Here is an 18,098-nt window from a genome sequence, read left to right as displayed (position 1 = left end):
CTCACCCCCATGCAGGTGACCATCACCGTGGAGAGTGTGAACGGCCACGCGGGGCCGGATGACCTGAGGCGCTGGCTCGGCGGGCAGCCCGCGCTGCGCGGCAGGGTCCGCAGACAGACGGACGGGCCGCTGCCGGGGACCATGGGGGCCGCCGGGGACGTCGTGCTGGCGGTGCTCGAACCAGGAGGAGTGGCCGCCGCGTTCGCCGGGGCCGTGGTCGCCTGGGTGCGGACGCGCCGCGGCACGCAGACAGTGACGTTGACCCGGCCCGACGGCACGCGGCTGACCGTCAGCACCACCGAGGTCAAGGGGCTCGACGCCCAGCAGGCCGCCGAGCTGGCCCAGCGGCTGGCCGCCACCCTGGAGGACGGCCGCGCCGAGGTGCCCCCCGCCGCGCCCCCCGCGTCATGACCAGCGGCGCGACGACGGCCCCCGCGACCGGCCTGGCCGCGCCGGGCGCCCGGGCCGTGCTCGTCGGAACCGGCGGACACGCGCCCGGATCGGCGCTCCCCGCGCTGCCCGGCGTCGACACCACCCTCGACGACCTGGCCCGGACCCTCCACGACGTGTGCGGAATGCCGGAAGAACACGTCCGCCGGGTGCCCGCCGACGCCTCCGCCGCCCAGGTGCTCGGCGCCGTCGAAGAAGCGGTCGCCGAAGCCACCGGCACCGTGCTCTTCTGCTACACCGGCCACGGCCTCCTCGGCCCCGGCGACCAGCTCTACCTCGCCACCCGCGGCTCACTGTCCGACGACACGATCTCCCACGGCGTGCCCTACGCCGTCGTCAAGGACCTGCTCGGCGGAGCCACGGGCGGCAGCGTCGTGGTCCTCGACTGCTGCTTCTCCGGGCGCGCCGCCGCTCCCGGCGGCCACCACCGCGTCTACGACTCGGCCCTCCCCGACGGCAGCTTCCTGCTCACCTCCGCCTCCGACTTCGCCGTCTCCTACGCACCGGAAGGCGAGCGGCACACCCTCTTCGGCGGCCGCCTGCTGCGGCTGCTGGAGGAAGGCGACCCGGCCGGCCCGCCCCTGCTGACGATGGACGACGTCCACGCCTACCTCGACCGGGCCTTCCGGGACGGCCCGGTGCGCCCGCACCGGCAGAGCGGGGGCACGCTCGGCGCACTGGTCGTCGCCCCGAACCGCGCGTACCGCCCCGAGCGCCCCGCGGCCGCGCTGCCACCGGCCGACGTGCCCTGCCCCTACCCCGGCATGGAACCCTTCAGGGCCGAGGACCGCGCCCACTTCTTCGGGCGCGAGGAGGCCACCGGACGGCTGCTGGACGCCGTCTGCGACCCAGCGGCCGACAGCCACCCGCTCGTCCTCGTGGGTGCCTCGGGCGCGGGGAAGTCCTCGCTACTGCGGGCCGGGCTGCTCGCGGGCCTGGAGCACCGGCACGGAGCCGGCCGCCCCGGCACGCCCTGGCCCGCCCTGCTGCTGCCCGCTCCTGGACCGCACCCGCTGCGCGCCCTCGCCGAGCGCTGGGCCCGCGCGACCGGCCACCCGGCCGACGAGGTCCACCGGTCGCTGGCGGCCGGCGGGGAACTCCCCGCACCACGACCGGGCTTCCCGGCCTGCCGATTACTGATCGTGGATCAGTTCGAGGAGACCTTCACCCGCTGCACGGACCCGGAGGAACGCACCCGGTTCGTACGCCTGCTGTGCGCCACCGGCGGTGACGCACCCGCACGCCCCCGCGTCGTCCTCGGGCTGCGCGCCGACCACTACGGCAGCTGCCTGGCCCACCCGGAGCTCGTACGCGCCCTGGAACACGGCCAGTTCACCGTGCCGCCCATGGGTGAGGAGGCGCTGCGGACCGCCGTCGAACAGCCCGCGCTCCGCGCCGGACTCGCCCTGGAGGACGGCCTCACCGACCGCCTCATGGCCGATCTGCGGCAGGACTCCGGACGCGACGACCCGGCGGACGAGGCACCGGAGGCCACCGCGCTGCCCTTCCTCGCGCACGCCCTCCGCGAGACCTGGCTGCGCCGCTCCGGCGCCCTCCTCACCCTGGCCGGCTACCAGGCGACCGGCGGCATCCGGGAGTCCGTCGCCACCACCACCGAGGCTCTCTACCAGGAACTGGACGAGCCGGCGCGCCAGGCCCTGCGCGAACTCCTCCTGCGCATGATCCAGTTGACCGCGAACGCCGAGCCCGTACGCCGCCGGGTCGACCTCCCCGGCCTGCTCGCCGAGCGCCCGGAGCGAGACCGGCAGCTCATCGGGGACGTCTGCGACCGCCTCGCCGCCGCCCGCCTGGTCACCGTCGACCAGGACGGCGCGCAGATATCCCACGAGGCGCTGCTGCGCGCCTGGCCCCGGCTGCGCGCGTGGATCCGCGACGCGCGGGCCGAACTCCTCGCCCACCAGGAGCTGTCCGACGCCGCGACGGCCTGGGAGGAGAACGGCCGCGACTCCGGCTATCTCTACACCGGCAGCCGCCTGGAGCGGATCCGCCCCTGGCTGACCACCGAGGCCGCCGGTCCGTCCATCGCGCTCACCGCGACGGAACGGGCTTTCGCCGAGGCGGGAGTACGCGCGGCACGCCGCCGCAGGCGCCGCCGCGTGCTCATCGCCGCTGTGGCGGCCTGCCTGGCGCTGCTGCTCACCGGCGTCGGTACGTTCGCCGTCATCGAGCGGGGCCGGTCGCAGCAGCGGGCGGCGGTGCTGGACTCCAAGCTCATCGCCGGGCAGGCGGAGGCCATGCGTCAGGTGGACGCGGGGGCGGCGCTCGACCTGAGCCTGGCGGCGTACCGCGCGGCACACACGGTCGAGGCCCGCACGAGCCTGCTCCGGAGCGCGATGGCCCCGGTCAACCTCCGGCTGACGGGGCACACCGACGCGGTGCGGAAGATCGCGTTCCATAAGGACGGGAAGGTGCTGGCCAGTTCGTCCAAGGACGGCACCGTGCGGCTGTGGGACACCAGCGACCCGTACCACCCGGCCGCCGGCGCCGTGCTGAGGACCGGCCAGGGGGTGACCGCCGCCTGGCGCCCCGACGGGCGCTACCTCATCGGCGCCACCAGGGAGGCCCTCTTCGTCTGGGACACCAACGACCCCCTCCACCCACGCCAGGTGGCCCGGGTGCCGGCCGCGACGGGCGGTATCTCCAGCGGGGTCGCCTTCAGTCCGGACGGCCGGTCCTTCGCGGTACCGGCCGAGCGCGGGCGCGTATGGCTGTGGGACGTGAGCGACCCCGCCCACCCCGTGTCCTCCGTGGTCCAGATCGCCGAGGACGGGGAGAGGAAGATCGTCGGGGAGGTCGCCTACCGTCCTGACGGCCGGGTGCTCGCCGCGTCGGTCCAGGACGAATCCCTGCGGCTGCTGGACACGAGCCAGGCGCATACGCTCAAGCCGCTCGCCACGCTGAAGGACGTCTCGGTGCTCTCCCTGGCTTTCAAGCCCGGCAGTCGACTGCTGGTCGGCGGGGCCATGGAGAAGCTGAAGACGTGGGACACGACGGACCCTGCTCACCCCCGGGCTCAGGAAGACGGCATCGGGTACAGCCTTGCCAACGGCATCTATATGTCGCTCGCCTTCCGTGCCGACGGGGCGTTCGTGGCGGCGGCGGGCGGGTCGGACAAGTCGTTCCACACCTTCGAGTTCGCCGAAGGCCACGGCCCCTCGTTGGACGGCGACGTGCCGGTAGGCGACAAGGCCGGCTCCATCGCCTACCAGCCGGACGGCCGGGGCATCGCCGTCGGCGACGACGCCGGACACATCACCCTGCGCGAGCCGCCGCCGCGATCCGTTCCGCAGCAGATCGAGGACCCGGGTGACTCACCGGGCGAGGCGTTCGACGCGGGGACGCGCCACGTGGTGACGACAGGTGGCTACGCCGAGAAGAGTCCGGCACGGATCTGGGACGTCGGTGGCGTGCGCGCCGCCCCGAAGCAGGCCGCCGAACTGCCTCAGCCGTGGACCGCGGCCATGTTCGTCGCAGACGGCCGGTTCCTGGTGAGCCAGAACAGCGACCGAACCCGCCTGAAGCTGTGGCACTTCGACAACGGTCGCCTGCGACCGGGGTACGAGTTCGCGCTGGGCGGGGGAACGGCGCGGGACGACAATCCGGCGGAATACACGGTGGACGACAAGGGGACGCTGCTCGCGCTGCGGGGCACGTCCGGGAGCACGGTCGGGATCTGGGACATCCGCGACATCGACCACCCGGAGCAGGTGGGAAAGCTGCCCTGGCCCGAGGGCGACGGACACAAGGTGATCGGCCTTCAGATGTCGCGCCTGCTGGTGCTGATGACCCCGCTGGCGACCCAGCTGTGGGACGTACGCGACCCCCGGCACCCCCGCCTGGCGAACACGGTGAAGGAACGGCCGTCGGCGATGTTCGGCGGCTCTCGGGGATCCTTCCTGCTGAGCAAGGCGAGGGCGCGCGAGGGTGAGGAGTTCAATGCGCATATCTGGGCTGTTGCGGACGACGGCACCACACAGCTGAACGGTTCGGTCGCCAGCAAGGACTGGGCAGGGTCCAGCTTCACCTCGGAGCTCACCACAGACCGCACCCTGGCCACCCTCAACGAGGCCGGAAGGCCGATGCTGTGGGACCTGCGGAAGCCGCGGGAGCACGGCATTCCGCTGCTGGGCGCCGCAGCCAAGATGCAGTACCTGAAGACCGCCCGGGACCGTCGGCTGCTGGTGGCCTCGAACTCCGAGGGCGCTCTCGGGCTGTGGCGTGTCTCCGCTCCGGACGGTGCTCAGCCGGGTGGTGACGACGAACAGCTCGTGATGTCCGACGGGCAGCAGGGCGTGACGGTCCTCGGCGTGAGCTCCACCGGTGATCTGCTGCTGGAAACCAAGGGGGGAAGCGTCCTCAAGGCTTTCGGCGGCAAAGGTCTCGTGGTGAGCACCGACTTCGACCAGCTCACCCGCACTCTGTGCTCGGTCCGCAGTACACCGATGCCGGACAAGCAGTGGGACGAGCTGTTGCCCGGTGTCGAGCGACGGGACGCCTGTGAGTGAGTGAGGCCGGGAGGGGCCGGGTTCAAGTGGCCCGTCCCGGCGTCGTGGGTCAGGCCCCCGCCGCCGTGACGACGGCGTCCGTGGCGAAGCCGAGCAGCAGGCCGAGCAGGACGCACCACGTCGTGAGCCGCTTCACGGCCGCCTTGCGGGCCACGGCGAGCAGTTCGATGACGACGTAGAGGATCGAGCCGGCGGCCAGGCCCAGGAAGGCGATCGAGAGGGTGTCGTCCACCAGGCGCTGGCCGGCCAGGGTGCCCAGGAACGTGGGGCCGCCGCCGATCAGGCCGAGCCACAGCAGGGCGAGCCAGGAGGGGCGCTCGCCCGCGGCGGCCAGTGGGGCGACGATGCCGAAGCCCTCGGTGGCGTTGTGCAGACCGAATCCGACGATGAGCAGCACGGCGAGCGAGAGCTCGCCCTTGGCGGCGGAGTTGCCGATGGCCAGGCCCTCGGCGAAGTTGTGCAGTCCGATGCCGGTGGCGATCATCAGGGCCAGCTCGCCCGCCTGCGTACGGGCTTCGCGCACCGGCTCGGCGACGGCGGCGCCGGGGCCGTCCGGCCGGTGCGCGGTGGCGGCGCGACGGCGTGCGGTCCAGGTGTCGTAGGAGACGAGCCCGGCCAGCCCGGCGGTGAGCCCGAGGGCGAGGACGGTCCCGCCGGAGGCGACGGTGCCCCATTTGTGGTCGGTCAGCGCCTGGTCGACCGGCTCCCAGGCGTGGCTCAGGACGTCCCAGACGAGGAAGACGAGGATGCCGATGGCCGTGGCGTTCAGGCCGGCTTTCAGGCGGGGGGTGGGCCGGCGCAGACGGCCTATGGGGAGTCCGAGGTAGATGGTGAAGCCGGCGACGGCGCCGAGCAGGGCGATGTTCGAGCTGGACACGCGGGGCCTCCGTGGTGGGGAGAGCGGAGAAGTGGGGGGGGAGGCGACCGCCGACATTAAGCCAAGTAAGGCTTGCCTAACAACAGTTGGGCCGTGGATTTGAGAAGCCCGTTACCTCGCAGGTCGGTGCGTTATCAGCGTCTCCCGGTCGAGGCAATCGAACTGTTCCGTCCATCGCCGAGACGTTCGATCCCGGCTTGATTTCGACGGCGCCCGGGAGCTCCCCTCTGGCCCGTTTCTGTACTCCCGGGTAACTTACGTACCGCCAAAGCCAGTTGGCCGCGTCGCACAACCCCTCCGAAGGGACCCACCCGTCATGATGCGCTTACGCAGAGCGGCCTTCGCCGCGAGTCTGGTGTCCGCGCTGCTGGTCGGCGGCTCGCAGTTGCCCGCCGCCGCGGCTCAGGCATCCGGTTCCCGGTCCCTCGCCGCCTGTACGGAGAAGGCGGGCGTCGAGGTCTTCCACGAGGGCGGCGTGCCGCTGCTCGACTGGCAGGAGAACCTGGAGTTCGACGGGCAGGGCACCCTCTGGGTCTCGCACCTCACCAAGAACCGCGTCGAGGGCTACACCCCGGACGGCACGCTCAAGGCCAGCGTCCCCGTGAGCGGTCCCGGCGGGATCCGGCGCGGCCCCGACGGGATGATGTACGTCAACTACGGCGTGAATCCGCTCACCTCCTGGGCCACGGGCGGTGGCATCGTGCGGTTCGACCCGACCGCTGCCGCTCCGCGGGCGCGGAAATTCGTGGACGGGCTGTCCGGTGTCAACGGCCTGGCCGTCGACTCCGACGGTAATATCTACGTCAGCCGCGAGCTGGCCACCGGCATTCTCAAGATCCGGCCGGACGGCACGACGGACGAGAAGTGGACCCGGGCGGCGGACATCTTCGGCACCAACGGCCTGGAGATCGTCGGCGACCAGCTGTACGCGAGCGTCATCACCGACACCACGTCCCCGGTCGTACGGGTCCCCCTGAACGATCCGGCGGCCCACACCACGGTCGTCGAACTCAGCCGGAATCCGCTGAAGGCCAAGGTCCTCGACGACCTCACCGCCTTCGAGGGCACGTTGGTGGTCGCGAGCTTCCGCGACGGTGAACTCATCCGGGTCGACCCGGCCACCGGCCGGTCCTGCGTCCTGGTGTCGGGGCTGCGGACGCCCACCAGCGTCCGTGTGCCCCGTGGTTTCGGCGGCCACGACGGGCGGCGCGAGCTATTCGTCTCCGAGGCGTCCGGCCGCGTCGTCAAGGTGACGGTCGGCTGAGCCGCAGGCGGGCCTGGACCCCGGCCGACCCGGTCACCAGCGCAGGGCGGTGAAGTCGACGGGGCGGGGCCGGAGTTCCCGCGTACGGTCCGTCAGCCGCCGCATGCGCGCGGCCATGTCGTCGGCGGGGAGGTGCCGCCGGTCGCCGTGGCCCGGTAGCAGCCACGCGAAGCGCAGCCCGGCGGCGGTCCGGGCCAGGGAGGCGGCCAGCACCTCGATGGAGTACCACGTGACGCTGTCCGCCACTTCGATGTCCCCGGTCGTGCGTGACCAGTAGAAGCTGTCGCCGCTGAAGCAGTAGCGCTCGTCCGCGATGTAGACGACGCTTCCGCGCGTGTGCCCGGGAAGGGGATGGGCGACCACGCCGTCGGCGATCCGCGTCGCCTCGGTGCCGCGGAGCACGCGGTCGGCGTCCGGGGCCGCGTCGAGGTCGCCCTCGTGGATCCACAGCCGGGCGCCGAAGCGGTCGGCGTAGCGGCGGCCGTGCGCGGCGTGGTCGCGGTGGGTCAGCAGGACGTCGGTGACGGGCCCCAGCGCCTCGTACCGCGTGGCGAGCGGGGCGCTCCAGCGCGGGGTGTCGATCATCATCGTGGTGCCGTCGGGGCGGCGCAGCACATAGGAGTTGGCGCCCGCGGTGTGCGTGGAGTTGTGCCCGCACAGGTACACGTCGTCGTCCAGGGCCATCGGGAAGGGGTCGAGCGCCGTGCCCAGCCGCCCCTCCGGCGGGTGGATCGACCGCGTGTGGCAGGCGTGCGCGGCGGCGTGGAGCGCCTGGACGTCGGCTTGGTCGCGCGGTGCGCGGAGGATGACCGACCGGCCGTCCGCCTCCCCGACCAGGCCGGGGGCCAGCTGCCGCGCGACGTCGCAGTTCGTGCACCGCTCGTCCACGTGCCAGTCGCCCGCGAACCGTTCCACACCCATTGCCCGACTCCTCACACGCCGCGCCCGCCCACCGGCCGCCCACCACCAGGGATATCCCGCGCCCCGGGGAAAGGGGAACCGGGTCCGGGCCTTGTGCTTGCGCGACGGTGCTGCTCTTGGCGGCACTTGTGGTCACGCACCGTGAACGCTGTGTGTCACTCCCGTGATCGGCCGGCCGGGCGAGCCGGCCGGCCGTACGCGGGTCAGTGTCCGGAAGGCGTCGCCTCAAGGACGAAGACCGGGATCTCGCGCTCGGTCTTCTTCTGGTAGTCGGCGTAGTCGGGATAGGCCGCGACTGCGCGCTCCCACCACCGGTCCTTCTCCTCGCCCGTTACCTCACGGGCCGTCATGTCCTGCCGCACGGGCCCGTCCTGGAGCTCGACGCGCGGGTCGGCCACGATGTTGTGGTACCAGACGGGGTGCTTGGGCGCGCCGCCCAGGGAGGCGACCACGGCATAGCTGCCGCCGTGCTCCACCCGCATCAGCGGGGTCTTGCGGATCTTGCCGCTCTTCGCGCCCCGGGTCGTGAGCACGACGACGGGCATGCCCCTCATCGTCGTCCCCTGCGTGCCGCCGGAGCTCTCGTAGAGCTCGACCTGTTCGCGGGCCCGCTGGTCCGGGCTCGGCTCGTACTCGCCCTCAAGAGGCATGCTGCCGTCCTGTCTTCGAAAGTCTCGTCTCGAAACGCGCGCAGCGGGCTCGTCGCCCACGGACGCCCTGTTCCTTCCTTCAACCATCACATCCGCTGACATCATCCCCTTGCGCCCGCCTCCCGCGCAGGAGGGCCACGCCGACGCCTTCCGCCGCTGGGCTACCGACGGTAACCTGCGGTTTCGTTCGCTGTGAGGGGTGATCTGTGGCCGTCGGCTTCGATCCCGTCGTCGAGCACGAGCGGACCCGTGCCGCGCTGCGCGCCGCGGTTCCGCGCCTGGCCGGGCTGCTCCGGGAGGTGCCGGACGGGGCCGTGCCCTCCGGGCTCCCGGGGTGGACGGTGAGCGACGTCGACGCGCACCTGTCCGCCGTGTATCTGGCGTACTGCTCCGCGTTCACCGGGGAGTTCGACGGATGGGACGACGTACTGCCGCCCGGTGACGGGCCGTTCGTCGAGCGGATCACGGCCGTGAACGCCAAGGCGGTCGACGTCTTCGCCGAGGAGGCGCGCGCGGGCGCCGGTGCCTTCGTCGCCGAGCGCGGCGAGGCGTTCCTCCGGGTCACCGAGGGGCTCGCGCCCGACACGCCCGTCCCGACGCCCTGGTACGGCGAGAGGATCGTGCTCACCCTGGCGGCCGCGACCGGGCTGCTGCTCAGCGAGACGCTCGTCCACGGCCTCGACGTCGCGCGCGGCGCCCGCCTGCCGTGGGTGATACCGCCGGACGAGGCGCGCTTGGTCATCGGGCAGGCGTTCCCGACGATGATGCCGATGGCCCTGGACGTGGAGCGGGCGCGCCGGGTCCGCATCGCGTTCGACGTCGCCCTCAAGGGCGGCCCCCGGTTGGCGGTCGTCGTGGAGGACGGGGCCGCGACGGTGACCCGCGACGCCCCGCCGCGTGCCTACGACTGCCGGATCACCGCGGCGCCGGTCACGTTCCTGCTGATCGGCTTCCGGCGCGTCCCGCTCTGGAAGGCGGTCGCGCGCGGCCGGATCCGGGCCGGTGGCCGCAGGCCGTGGCTCGCCACGAGCCTCACGGAGCTCATCGCCAGCCCCTGACTCCCTTGATTCGCAGGGGAGTTCACTCGGCAGGCGTCCGGGAGTGGCCCCCGGCACCCGTCACCAGGACGAGCAGCACCACCGCCGCGGCCAGCGCGTGCGGCGCTCCCGCCCGCAGGAAGAGGGCGCCGCCGCACAGTGCTCCGACGAACATGGTGGCCAGGGAGACGAGGCGGCGTACGGTCGCGGGGCCCGGCTCGTCGGCGATGAGGCCGGTGACGGTGCGGGTCAGCACGGTGGTCGTCAGGTCGGGGACGCCGAGCGCGCGGACGACCGCGTTCTGCATGCCCATCCCGCAGGCGAGCAGCGCGATGAGCGCCGCCTTCGCCGGGGCCGTCCCGTGCCCCGCCGTCACCGTGACCACCAGCGCGGCCGTGACCAGGGCCGCGTGGGCGGCGGTGACCACGGCGAACAGCCGTCCGGTGTGCGGGACCCGCCGCCCGAGGTGCCCGACCACCCAGGCGCCCGCCATGAACGTGCCGAAGGCCAGCAGGGAGGCCCAGGCCGACAGGCTCCGGGCCCCGGCCAGGGCGAAGCCAAGGAAGACGACGTTGCCGGTCATGTTGGCCACGAAGACGTGGTCGAGGCCGAGGTAGCTCACCGCGTCCACGAAGCCGGTGACGAGCGTGAGCAGGACGAGCGCGGCCGGCAGGGCGCCGTGGGTGTTGCCCTCGCCGGGGAACAGCCGGTCGGCGGCGCCTTCCAGCACCCTTCTCATGACATGCCGTCAGGCCGTCGCGCGCGGGTCGGTGACGCCTCCGGGGCAGGCGAGGCGTTCGGTGTCCCAGCCCGCGAGCGCGGCCGCGGACTGGTACACCGTCTCGTAGAAGTCCAGCACCTTCGCCACGGCGTCCGGCTCCCCGCGCACGTCGTCGTAGGCCAGTGTGGCGAGATGACTGCCGCGCTGCTCGGTCCACCGTGCCGCTTCCGGCCGCAGCGGCCGCCCGGCGAGACCCGCGGGTTCCGGCGCGGCGTAGGAGTAGAAGGCGGGCCGGGGGAACGCGTCGTCACCGAACCAGAAGCCCGCGCTGATGACCTCGCGGGAGTACGCCTCCCGGGTCACGGGGTCGGCCTCCGGCGGTGGCTCGACCGGGCGGTGGGAGAAGCGGGTGACCGCGAGGTCGAAGGTGTGCCAGAAGTGGTGCACCGGGCTGATCTTGCCGGAGTAGCGGGACGAGAACTCCTCCAGCACCAGGGCCACTTGGCTGAGCACCTGCCAGTACCGGTTGACCCAGAACGGGTCGTACGAGGCGTGCTCGGTGTCCTCGGTGAAGGGACGCCCGGCGTCGGGCAGGTCGAACGGGTGCGGATGCTCGACGGTCACCTCCACCCCGATCGCCCGCAGTGCCTCAAGCGTCCTGTGGTGGAACGAGGCCACCGACTGCCCGAGCAGGGAGAACGACTGCTCGCCGCCGTCCAGGGCGCGCACGATCAGCCGGTGGGCCACGAAGTCGAAGTCGATCGTGAAGACCGGATTGCCGTCGAGCAGCCCCATCGGGCGGGTCGTGATGCCGGACCCGGTGACATGGAAGGGGACGTTCCACCAGTGGTTCCGCCGGGTGCTCCCGGCCAGCCGGATCTTCCCGACGAACTGTGCGAACCGGTGCAGCGTGTCCTTCGAAGCCTGCCATTCGGCCAGCGGGATCGGGGGAAAGACCTCCACGCCGCCTCACTCCTCGCGCTCACCCCCCGGCCGGGCACGGCCGCGGCTTCGAGGCTAGGCGACCGCTCCGGGCGCCGCATCCCGGGCGCCGTCACCCGGGTCGGGCGCCAGGCGGAGGCGGGCTGGGGCCCCGGGCGGGGGAGCGGGGAGCGACAGGGGCGCGGCACCGGGGGTGAGGGAGCCCAGGACGCGGGCGTGCCGGGCCCCGGTGCACGCAGGGACCGTGCCCGGCAGCCCGTGCGCGGTCAGGAAGCCCAGGACCGTGAACGCGTACGCCTCCTTGGCCGCCGACGGCATGCCCAGCTCGTCGGACGTACGCACCGGCACCCCCGGCAGCGCCGCCGCCAGCGCGCTCATCAGCACCGGATTGCGCGTGCCGCCCCCGGAGGCGACGACCTCCGTGCCCCCGCAGTCCCGGACCGCACCGGCCACGGTGCGCGCCGTCAGCGCGGTGACCGTGGCCACCACGTCCTCGGCGCGCAGCGGCCCGAGCCCCGCCGACGCGGCCAGCAGATACGGCAGATGGAAGAGCTCCTTGCCGGTGGTCTTCGGCGCGGGCCGCGCGTAGTACGGCTCGGCGAGCAGCCGGTCCAGCAGCGGGAGGTGCACACTGCCGCGGGCGGCCAGCGCGCCGCCCGCGTCGTAGGCCCGGCGTCCCCCGGTGACATGCCGGACGGCCGCGTCGATCAGCGCGTTGCCGGGCCCCGTGTCGTACGCCCGGCCGCCGTCGGCCACCGTGACGTTCGCGATCCCGCCGAGGTTGAGGGCGACCGGGCGGCCCGGCCGGCCGCGCAGCCACAGGGTGTCGAAGAGCGCGACCAGCGGCGCGCCCTGGCCGCCCGCCGCCACGTCGCGGGAACGGAAGTCCGAGACGACCGGCAGTCCGGTGCGTTCGGCGATCCAGGACGGCGCGCCGATCTGGAGCGTGCCGTGGACGCGGCCGTTCTCCGTCCAGTGGAAGACGGTCTGGCCGTGCGAGGCGACGAGCTCCGCGCGCCCCTCGCACAGTTCGCGGTCGGCGCGGGCGGCGACCTCCGCGAACGCCCGCCCGACCCCGGTGTCCAGCCTGCACACGGTCTCCAGGGTGGTCGTCGCCGGAGGCAGCGCGGCGGCGAGCTCCGCGCGCAGCCCCTCGTCGTACGCCTGGCCCAGCGCGCCCAGCGGCGTCAGGCGCAGGGTGTCACCGTCGAGGCGCAGGTCGGCCGCCGCGGCGTCGACCGCGTCGTACGACGTGCCCGACATCAGCCCGATCACGCGCATGGCCCGGTGGCCTCCCTCTCAGTCGCGCAGGTCGCGCCGGTGGTCGTCGGCGCGCAGCGTCAACAGCGTCGCACCGCTGACCGCGCAGGTCGCCATGGCGTAGTACGCCGGGATGTCGGCGTCGGCGGTGCGGTCGAGCAGCTCGGTGAGGACGAGCCCGGCGCAGCCGGAGAAGACGGCGTTGGCCAGCGCATAGGCCAGCCCCAGGCCCGTGCAGCGCACCCGGGCGGGGAACATCTCCGCCAGCATCGCCGGGCCCGGCCCGGCCATCAGCCCGGTCACCGCCCCGGCGAGGAGCACCGCGAGCCCCTTGACCGGCGTCGGCGTGCCCTCCCCCTGCACGACCCTGAGCAGCGGGAAGGCGAGGAGGACGACCAGCCCCGCCCCCGCCGCCATCACCGGGCGGCGGCCGACGCGGTCGCTCAGCGCGCCCGCGGGCAGGATGGACAGCGCGAACCCGAGGTTGGCCAGGAAGGTGGCGGTCAGCGCCTGTTGAAAGGTGGCGCCGAGCGTGTGCTGGAGATACGTCGGCAGGACCACCAGGAAGGTGTAACCGGCCGCCGACCAGCCCATGATGCGCCCGGCGCCCAGCGCGACGGCCCGCAGCACCTCGCGTGGCGCGGCCGTCGCGGCCGCCTCCGTCCGGCGTACGGGCTCCGCTGCGGCCGTGCCCAGCCGGAGCCACAGCGCCGCCAGACCGAGCGGCAGCGCCAGCAGGAACGGCACCCGCCACCCCCAGGCGTACAGCGCCCGTTCGCCCAGGACCGTCGCCGTCCCGGCGGCCAGCCCCGCCCCGGCCAGCAGGCCCAGCGCGACCGTGAACGACTGCCACGCCCCGTACAGCCCGCGCCTGCCGCGCGGGGCGGACTCCGTCATCAGCGACACCGCGCCGCCGAACTCCCCGCCCGCGGACAGGCCTTGGAGCGCGCGCACGCAGGTCAGCACCCAGGGGGCCGCGGCGCCGAGGGTGGCGCGGGTGGGCAGCAGGCCGATCGCGGTGGTGGCGGCCGTCATCAGCAGCAGGGCCAGGACGAGGGCGGGCCGCCGGCCGAGCCGGTCGCCGACGCGCCCGAACAGCGCCGCGCCGACCGGCCGGAAGAAGAAGGCCAGCGCGAACGACGCGTACGTCTTGACCAGCCCCTCGGCGCCGTTCCCCGGGCCGCCGCCGAAGAACCCGGCGGCGATGACCGACGCGAAGGCGCCGTACACCCCGAACTCGTACCACTCGATGAAATTGCCCACCGACCCCGAGAGGAGCGCGCGCCGCGCCCGGGTCCGGCGGGCGGTGCCGGGGCCGCCGCTGGTCAGTACGGTCACGGAACCTCCCTGGGAAGGGGTGTCCAGACAGGTCTAGCAGCCCGGCGGGCGCGGGGCAGCCCGGGCGTCGGCTGTTTCGTGCGCGGAGAGGCGGGCACGCGATTCGAGGCCGGAGGAAACGTCTACGAAGAGAGGTACGCCATGAGCGCCGACGAGAAGGCCAAGGCCAAGGGCGAGCAGCTCAAGGGCAAGGCCAAGGAGGAAGTCGCCCGCAAGGTGGGCAACGAGCGGAAGACGGCCGAGGGGCGCGGCGAGAAGGCCAAGGGCGACCTGCGCGCGGCGAAGGAGAAGGCCAAGGACGCCTTCAAGGACTGACGCCCCGCCAGGAGCTCCGCCCGGCGGACGTCACGGGCGGGTGTGCGGCTGGGGTTCGCCGCGGCGGACCGCGCCCGGCGCCCGGGCCGCGGGGTGGTCCGCCCTGGCCGAGGACGTGAGCTGCCAGGGGACACTGGTGACCATGACGCCGGGTGTGAAGAGCAGCCGGCTCTTGAGCCACAGCGCGGACTGGTTGTGGAGCAGGTGCTCCCACCAGTGACCCACCACGTATTCGGGGATGAAGACCCCCACCACGTCGCGCGGGCTCGACCGGCGCACGGAGCGGATGTACTCCACGACCGGCCGGGTGATCTCGCGGTACGGGGAGTCGATCACCTTCAGAGGGATGTCGAGGTCGAGGGCCGCCCACTGCTCCTGCAAGCGGGCGGTCTCCTCGCGGTCCACGGCGACCGTGAGCGCCTCCAGCTCGTCCGGCCGGAAGGCGCGGGCGTAGGCCAGGGCGCGCAGGGTCGGCTTGTGCAGGGTGGAGATCAGCACGATGCCCAACACCCTTGAGGGCCGGACGAGTTCGGCACGCGGGTCGCTGACGGCGAGCTCGGCGGCGACGGTGTCGTAGTGGCGGCGGATGCCCCGCATCATCAGCCACAGCAAGGTCGCGGCGACGACCGCGAGCCATGCGCCCTGGGTGAACTTGGTGACCAGCACGATCACCAGCACCAGGCCGGTGACCACGGCGCCGAGCGCGTTGATGACCCGGGCCACCCGGCCGTGCCGCCGCGTCTCCGCCTCGGTGGCCGGGTCGCGCAGTTCACGGTTCCAGTGCCGGACCATCCCGGTCTGCGACAGCGTGAAGGACGTGAAGACGCCCAGGATGTAGAGGTGGATGAGGCTGGTGACGTCCGCCTTGTAGAACCACAGCAGCAGGCCCGCGGTGACGGCCAGGGCGAGGATGCCGTTGGAGAAGGCCAGCCGGTCGCCGCGGCTGTGCAACTGCCGCGGCAGATAGCGGTGCTGGGCCAGGATGGAGGCCAGCAGCGGGAAGCCGTTGAAGGCGGTGTTCGCCGCCAGGATCAGCACCAGGGCCGTCGCCGCCTGGACGAAGTAGAACCCGACGCTGTGCTCGCCGCCGAAGACGGCTGCCGCGAGCTGGGCGATGACGGTCCGCTGGGTGTACGAACCGCAGTCACCCGGCAGCCCGGTGAGCCGGCAGGAGTCGGCGGTGATGTGCACCTTGGTGATCAGCGCGAGCGCGGTGACGCCGACGAACATCACCACCGCGATGGTGCCCATGATGCTCATGGTGCTCGCGGCGTTCTTCGACTTGGGCTTGCGGAACGCCGGTACGCCGTTGGAGATCGCCTCCACGCCCGTCAGCGCCGTGCAGCCGCTGGAGAAGGCCCGCAGGCACAGCATGATCAGGGCGAAGCCCGCGAGGCCGGCGTCCGCGGGCTTCGCCGCGACGCCGAACGAGGCGCTCTCGGAGACCGGCGCGTGCCCCAGCAGATAGCGCAGCAGCCCGGTCGCCACCATGATCAGCACGCCGGTGATGAAGAGATAGGTCGGGGCGGCGAAGGCCCGCCCGGACTCGCGCATCCCCCTCAGGTTCACCCCGGTCAGCAGCGCGACGAAGCAGACCGCCATCAGCACCCGGTGGTCGGCGAGCGCGGGCACCGCCGAGATGATGTTGTCCACGCCCGAGGCGACCGAGACCGCCACCGTCATCACGTAGTCGACCAGCAGGGACGCGGCGACCACCAGCCCCGCCGAGGCGCCCAGGTTCGTCGAGACGACCTCGTAGGACCCGCCGCCGCTGGGGTAGGCGTGCACCACCTGCCGGTAGGAGAGCACCACCACGGCCATCAGGCCCACGACCGCCCCCGCGATCCACGGCGTGAAGTGCAGATAGGCCAGGCCGCCGAGGGTGAGCACCAGGAGGATCTCCTGCGTGGCGTAGGCCACCGACGACAGCGGGTCCGACGCGAAGATCGGCAGCGCGAGCCGCTTGGGGAGGAGGGTCTCCTGGAGCTCTTCGCTGCGCATCGCGCGGCCGATGGCCAGCCGTTTGAGGAGCGCCGTCACATTGATCACGCGGTGAGCGTATGTCTTGTATGTGGCGGTTTGCGGTGTGTGTGAGGGTGTGTCAGGCGAGGATCACGCCGCGCGGGGCAGGGGCACCGTGGCGACGGCGTGCTCCACCAGGCTGCCGAGGTGGAGCCGGCCGCCGTCCTCCAGGGCGCAGGTGACCATGTGGTAGGCGCGGCCGTCGCGCCGCAGGTCGTGCACCGTACGGCCCTCGGCGTCGAGGCCCCGCACCCACGCCGTGCGGCGCGCGTCCGGCAGCAGCGCGGACGGCAGGGACCAGACGGCCTTGCGCAGGGCCGGGTGATGGCGGTGCAGCAGATCGACCATGACATCCCGGGCCGAGGCCAGCGCCACCCAGATCAGGCCGCTCCCACCGGTCGTCAGATTGTCGGGGAAGCCGGGCAGGTTGTCGGCGAACACGTCGTCCGCACCGGCCCGCGGCCCCGTGAGCCACAGCCTCCGCAGCCGGTAGGACCCGGTCTCCGCGACCACCAGGAAAGACTCGTCGGGCGCCAGGCAGACGCCGTTGGCGAACTGCAGCCCGTCCACGACGACTTCGGGCTCGCTCCCGGGCACCCACCGCACGACACGGCCCGTGCCGGAGTGCTCCAGGAGGTCGCCCTTCCACAGATGGAGGGGGAACCTGCGGCTGGCGTCGCTCACATAGACCGTGCCGTCGCGGGTCACGGTCACGTTGCTGCACACGCGCAACGGCTCACCCGCCGCCTCGCTCAGCACGGTCTCCACCGCCCCGCTCGCCGGGTCGATCCGCAGCAGACCGCGGTAGGCGTCGCAGACCAGGACCCGCCCGTCCGGCAGCGCGTGCAGCCCCAGCGGCCGCCCGCCCGTCCGGGCCACCTGCTCCACGTGCCCGCCGTCAGGGTCCACCCGGAGGATCCGGCCGTCCGCCACCCCGGTGAGCAGCTTCCCGGACGCGTCGAGCGCGAGGTGCTCCGGTCCCTCCCCGCCGATCGGCAGCAGCCGCGGGGCCGGCATGGTGGTGCGACGGCCCGCCGCCGCGCGGGGGCGCGGCGGCGGCCGCCAGACCACTGGTTCCATGGGCGGCTTCCCTGCCGTCGGCCTCAGTGCCATCGACGCGTCACACCCTTCGCTCGGCACGCATGCAGCGGAGCATCTCCTCCGCGTACGGCAGGACGACAAAGGCTCCCACAGCCGCCGCGATCGCCGCGAGATAGCCCGCGGGCAGCGGCTGTTCCTTGGGCACGAGCCGCCAGTCGTCCGGCGTGCCCTCGCCGCGGCGCAGCCCGGCCCGGACCTGGTCCCAGTGCAGGCACGCGGTGAACGCGGCCGCCGAGAGCGGCAGCACCTCCAGGAAGCTGTGGATGTGCTGCTCGACCGGGCGCAGCTCCCGCTCCTGGGAGGCCAGGGTGACGTCCCACAAGGCGGTCGCGCCGTGCGCCACGGCCGCGCCGCCCATCAGGGACAGGACCAGGGGGTTGACCTTCGCCACGAGCGCCGTGACGACCGGCACGCCCGCCTCGGTCATCATCAGCGCGTGCACCGCCGACTCCCGCACGCCGCTGGTCTCCTCGATCCGGGTGCGCCGGTGCATGATCCAGTCCGCGACGCTCGGGACGAACCACAGCGGCAGCACCCCGTACATCAGGAACCGGCGGCTGGCGTTCTCCACGTCGTCCGCGCCGGGCGGGATGCGCAGGACGGGCCGGTCCCGCCACCGCAGCCACCGCCGTGCCGGGCCGGTCCTGGGCATGAGCTTGCGCATGGAGGTCCTC

General features: G+C 73.1%; 15 protein-coding genes. 5 read left to right on the top strand and 10 right to left on the bottom strand.

Annotation, left to right across the window (positions count from 1 at the left end; translation table 11 throughout):
• The first annotated feature begins 9 nt into the window (after positions 1–9).
• The gene (locus ACFY1P_RS07135; RefSeq protein ID WP_361525025.1) at positions 10–411 is read left to right on the top strand and encodes a hypothetical protein; all 402 of its coding nucleotides are present in this window, start codon (positions 10–12) and stop codon (positions 409–411) included.
• A complete protein-coding gene (locus tag ACFY1P_RS07130) occupies positions 408–4,976 on the top strand; it encodes a caspase family protein (protein WP_390749980.1) in 4,569 nt (1,522 codons plus the stop codon). The genes ACFY1P_RS07135 and ACFY1P_RS07130 overlap by 4 nt, the downstream gene beginning before the upstream one ends.
• A 49-nt stretch (positions 4,977–5,025) precedes the next feature.
• On the opposite strand, the gene ACFY1P_RS07125 is transcribed toward ACFY1P_RS07130, so the two are convergent.
• The gene (locus ACFY1P_RS07125; protein WP_390749979.1) at positions 5,026–5,853 is read right to left on the bottom strand and encodes a ZIP family metal transporter; all 828 of its coding nucleotides are present in this window, start codon (positions 5,851–5,853) and stop codon (positions 5,026–5,028) included.
• 316 nt (positions 5,854–6,169) lie between these two features.
• On the opposite strand from ACFY1P_RS07125, the gene ACFY1P_RS07120 reads away from it, so the two are divergent.
• Positions 6,170–7,117 (top strand): SMP-30/gluconolactonase/LRE family protein, encoded by a 948-nt coding sequence (locus tag ACFY1P_RS07120; RefSeq protein WP_390749978.1) that lies wholly within the window; start codon positions 6,170–6,172, stop codon positions 7,115–7,117.
• Between the two features lie 33 nt (positions 7,118–7,150).
• On the opposite strand, the gene ACFY1P_RS07115 is transcribed toward ACFY1P_RS07120, so the two are convergent.
• Together ACFY1P_RS07115 and ACFY1P_RS07110 are read right to left on the bottom strand one after the other, a co-directional pair.
• Positions 7,151–8,038: an MBL fold metallo-hydrolase gene (locus tag ACFY1P_RS07115; RefSeq protein WP_361525037.1), complete on the bottom strand. Its 888-nt coding sequence runs from the start codon at positions 8,036–8,038 to the stop codon at positions 7,151–7,153.
• A gap of 203 nt (positions 8,039–8,241) precedes the next feature.
• Positions 8,242–8,688: a nitroreductase family deazaflavin-dependent oxidoreductase gene (locus ACFY1P_RS07110; RefSeq protein ID WP_390749977.1), complete on the bottom strand. Its 447-nt coding sequence runs from the start codon at positions 8,686–8,688 to the stop codon at positions 8,242–8,244.
• A 206-nt stretch (positions 8,689–8,894) separates the two neighbouring features.
• On the opposite strand from ACFY1P_RS07110, the gene ACFY1P_RS07105 reads away from it, so the two are divergent.
• Complete coding sequence (locus ACFY1P_RS07105; RefSeq protein WP_390749976.1) at positions 8,895–9,746, top strand: maleylpyruvate isomerase family mycothiol-dependent enzyme; 852 nt, start codon at positions 8,895–8,897, stop codon at positions 9,744–9,746.
• A 22-nt stretch (positions 9,747–9,768) separates the two neighbouring features.
• Here the strand turns inward: ACFY1P_RS07105 and ACFY1P_RS07100 are convergent, their stop codons facing one another.
• From ACFY1P_RS07100 to ACFY1P_RS07085, 4 genes are read right to left on the bottom strand one after another with little or no spacing between them, the layout of a single operon-like run.
• Positions 9,769–10,464, bottom strand: coding sequence for a YoaK family protein (locus tag ACFY1P_RS07100; protein WP_361525046.1), 696 nt, complete (start codon positions 10,462–10,464; stop codon positions 9,769–9,771).
• A 9-nt stretch (positions 10,465–10,473) separates the two neighbouring features.
• The gene (locus tag ACFY1P_RS07095; protein ID WP_390749975.1) at positions 10,474–11,409 is read right to left on the bottom strand and encodes a DUF5996 family protein; all 936 of its coding nucleotides are present in this window, start codon (positions 11,407–11,409) and stop codon (positions 10,474–10,476) included.
• A 54-nt stretch (positions 11,410–11,463) separates the two neighbouring features.
• Positions 11,464–12,669: an anhydro-N-acetylmuramic acid kinase gene (locus ACFY1P_RS07090; protein ID WP_390749974.1), complete on the bottom strand. Its 1,206-nt coding sequence runs from the start codon at positions 12,667–12,669 to the stop codon at positions 11,464–11,466.
• 18 nt (positions 12,670–12,687) lie between these two features.
• Positions 12,688–13,977 (bottom strand): MFS transporter, encoded by a 1,290-nt coding sequence (locus ACFY1P_RS07085; RefSeq protein ID WP_390750030.1) that lies wholly within the window; start codon positions 13,975–13,977, stop codon positions 12,688–12,690.
• 150 nt (positions 13,978–14,127) lie between these two features.
• On the opposite strand from ACFY1P_RS07085, the gene ACFY1P_RS07080 reads away from it, so the two are divergent.
• Positions 14,128–14,301 (top strand): CsbD family protein, encoded by a 174-nt coding sequence (locus tag ACFY1P_RS07080; RefSeq protein WP_361525059.1) that lies wholly within the window; start codon positions 14,128–14,130, stop codon positions 14,299–14,301.
• A 30-nt stretch (positions 14,302–14,331) separates the two neighbouring features.
• On the opposite strand, the gene ACFY1P_RS07075 is transcribed toward ACFY1P_RS07080, so the two are convergent.
• The 3 genes from ACFY1P_RS07075 to ACFY1P_RS07065 all read right to left on the bottom strand — a co-directional run bounded on the left by ACFY1P_RS07075 (position 14,332) and on the right by ACFY1P_RS07065 (position 18,088).
• A complete protein-coding gene (locus ACFY1P_RS07075) occupies positions 14,332–16,302 on the bottom strand; it encodes an APC family permease (protein WP_390750029.1) in 1,971 nt (656 codons plus the stop codon).
• 111 nt (positions 16,303–16,413) lie between these two features.
• The gene (locus tag ACFY1P_RS07070) at positions 16,414–17,403 is read right to left on the bottom strand and encodes an SMP-30/gluconolactonase/LRE family protein (RefSeq protein ID WP_390749973.1); all 990 of its coding nucleotides are present in this window, start codon (positions 17,401–17,403) and stop codon (positions 16,414–16,416) included.
• A gap of 40 nt (positions 17,404–17,443) precedes the next feature.
• A complete protein-coding gene (locus ACFY1P_RS07065) occupies positions 17,444–18,088 on the bottom strand; it encodes a diguanylate cyclase (protein WP_390749972.1) in 645 nt (214 codons plus the stop codon).
• Between the last annotated feature and the right edge of the window lie 10 nt (positions 18,089–18,098).

It is taken from the genome of Streptomyces sp. NPDC001407, assembly GCF_042895325.1.
Classification (GTDB): Bacteria; Actinomycetota; Actinomycetes; order Streptomycetales; family Streptomycetaceae; genus Streptomyces.
Note: the sequence above shows the minus strand (reverse complement) of the source record. Positions and strands in the feature narration are given on the sequence as shown.

Excerpts from the sequence above, each read along its gene's own strand:
- ACFY1P_RS07135 (WP_361525025.1), top strand. The coding sequence starts at position 10 with ATGCAGGTGACCATCACCGTGGAGAGTGTGAACGGCCACGCGGGGCCG.
- ACFY1P_RS07100 (WP_361525046.1), bottom strand. The coding sequence starts at position 10,464 with ATGAGAAGGGTGCTGGAAGGCGCCGCCGACCGGCTGTTCCCCGGCGAG.
- ACFY1P_RS07110 (WP_390749977.1), bottom strand. The coding sequence starts at position 8,688 with ATGCCTCTTGAGGGCGAGTACGAGCCGAGCCCGGACCAGCGGGCCCGC.
- ACFY1P_RS07070 (WP_390749973.1), bottom strand. The coding sequence starts at position 17,403 with ATGGAACCAGTGGTCTGGCGGCCGCCGCCGCGCCCCCGCGCGGCGGCG.
- ACFY1P_RS07075 (WP_390750029.1), bottom strand. The coding sequence starts at position 16,302 with ATGCGCAGCGAAGAGCTCCAGGAGACCCTCCTCCCCAAGCGGCTCGCG.
- ACFY1P_RS07080 (WP_361525059.1), top strand. The coding sequence starts at position 14,128 with ATGAGCGCCGACGAGAAGGCCAAGGCCAAGGGCGAGCAGCTCAAGGGC.
- ACFY1P_RS07090 (WP_390749974.1), bottom strand. The coding sequence starts at position 12,669 with ATGCGCGTGATCGGGCTGATGTCGGGCACGTCGTACGACGCGGTCGAC.
- ACFY1P_RS07115 (WP_361525037.1), bottom strand. The coding sequence starts at position 8,038 with ATGGGTGTGGAACGGTTCGCGGGCGACTGGCACGTGGACGAGCGGTGC.
- ACFY1P_RS07120 (WP_390749978.1), top strand. The coding sequence starts at position 6,170 with ATGATGCGCTTACGCAGAGCGGCCTTCGCCGCGAGTCTGGTGTCCGCG.
- ACFY1P_RS07130 (WP_390749980.1), top strand. The coding sequence starts at position 408 with ATGACCAGCGGCGCGACGACGGCCCCCGCGACCGGCCTGGCCGCGCCG.
- ACFY1P_RS07065 (WP_390749972.1), bottom strand. The coding sequence starts at position 18,088 with ATGCGCAAGCTCATGCCCAGGACCGGCCCGGCACGGCGGTGGCTGCGG.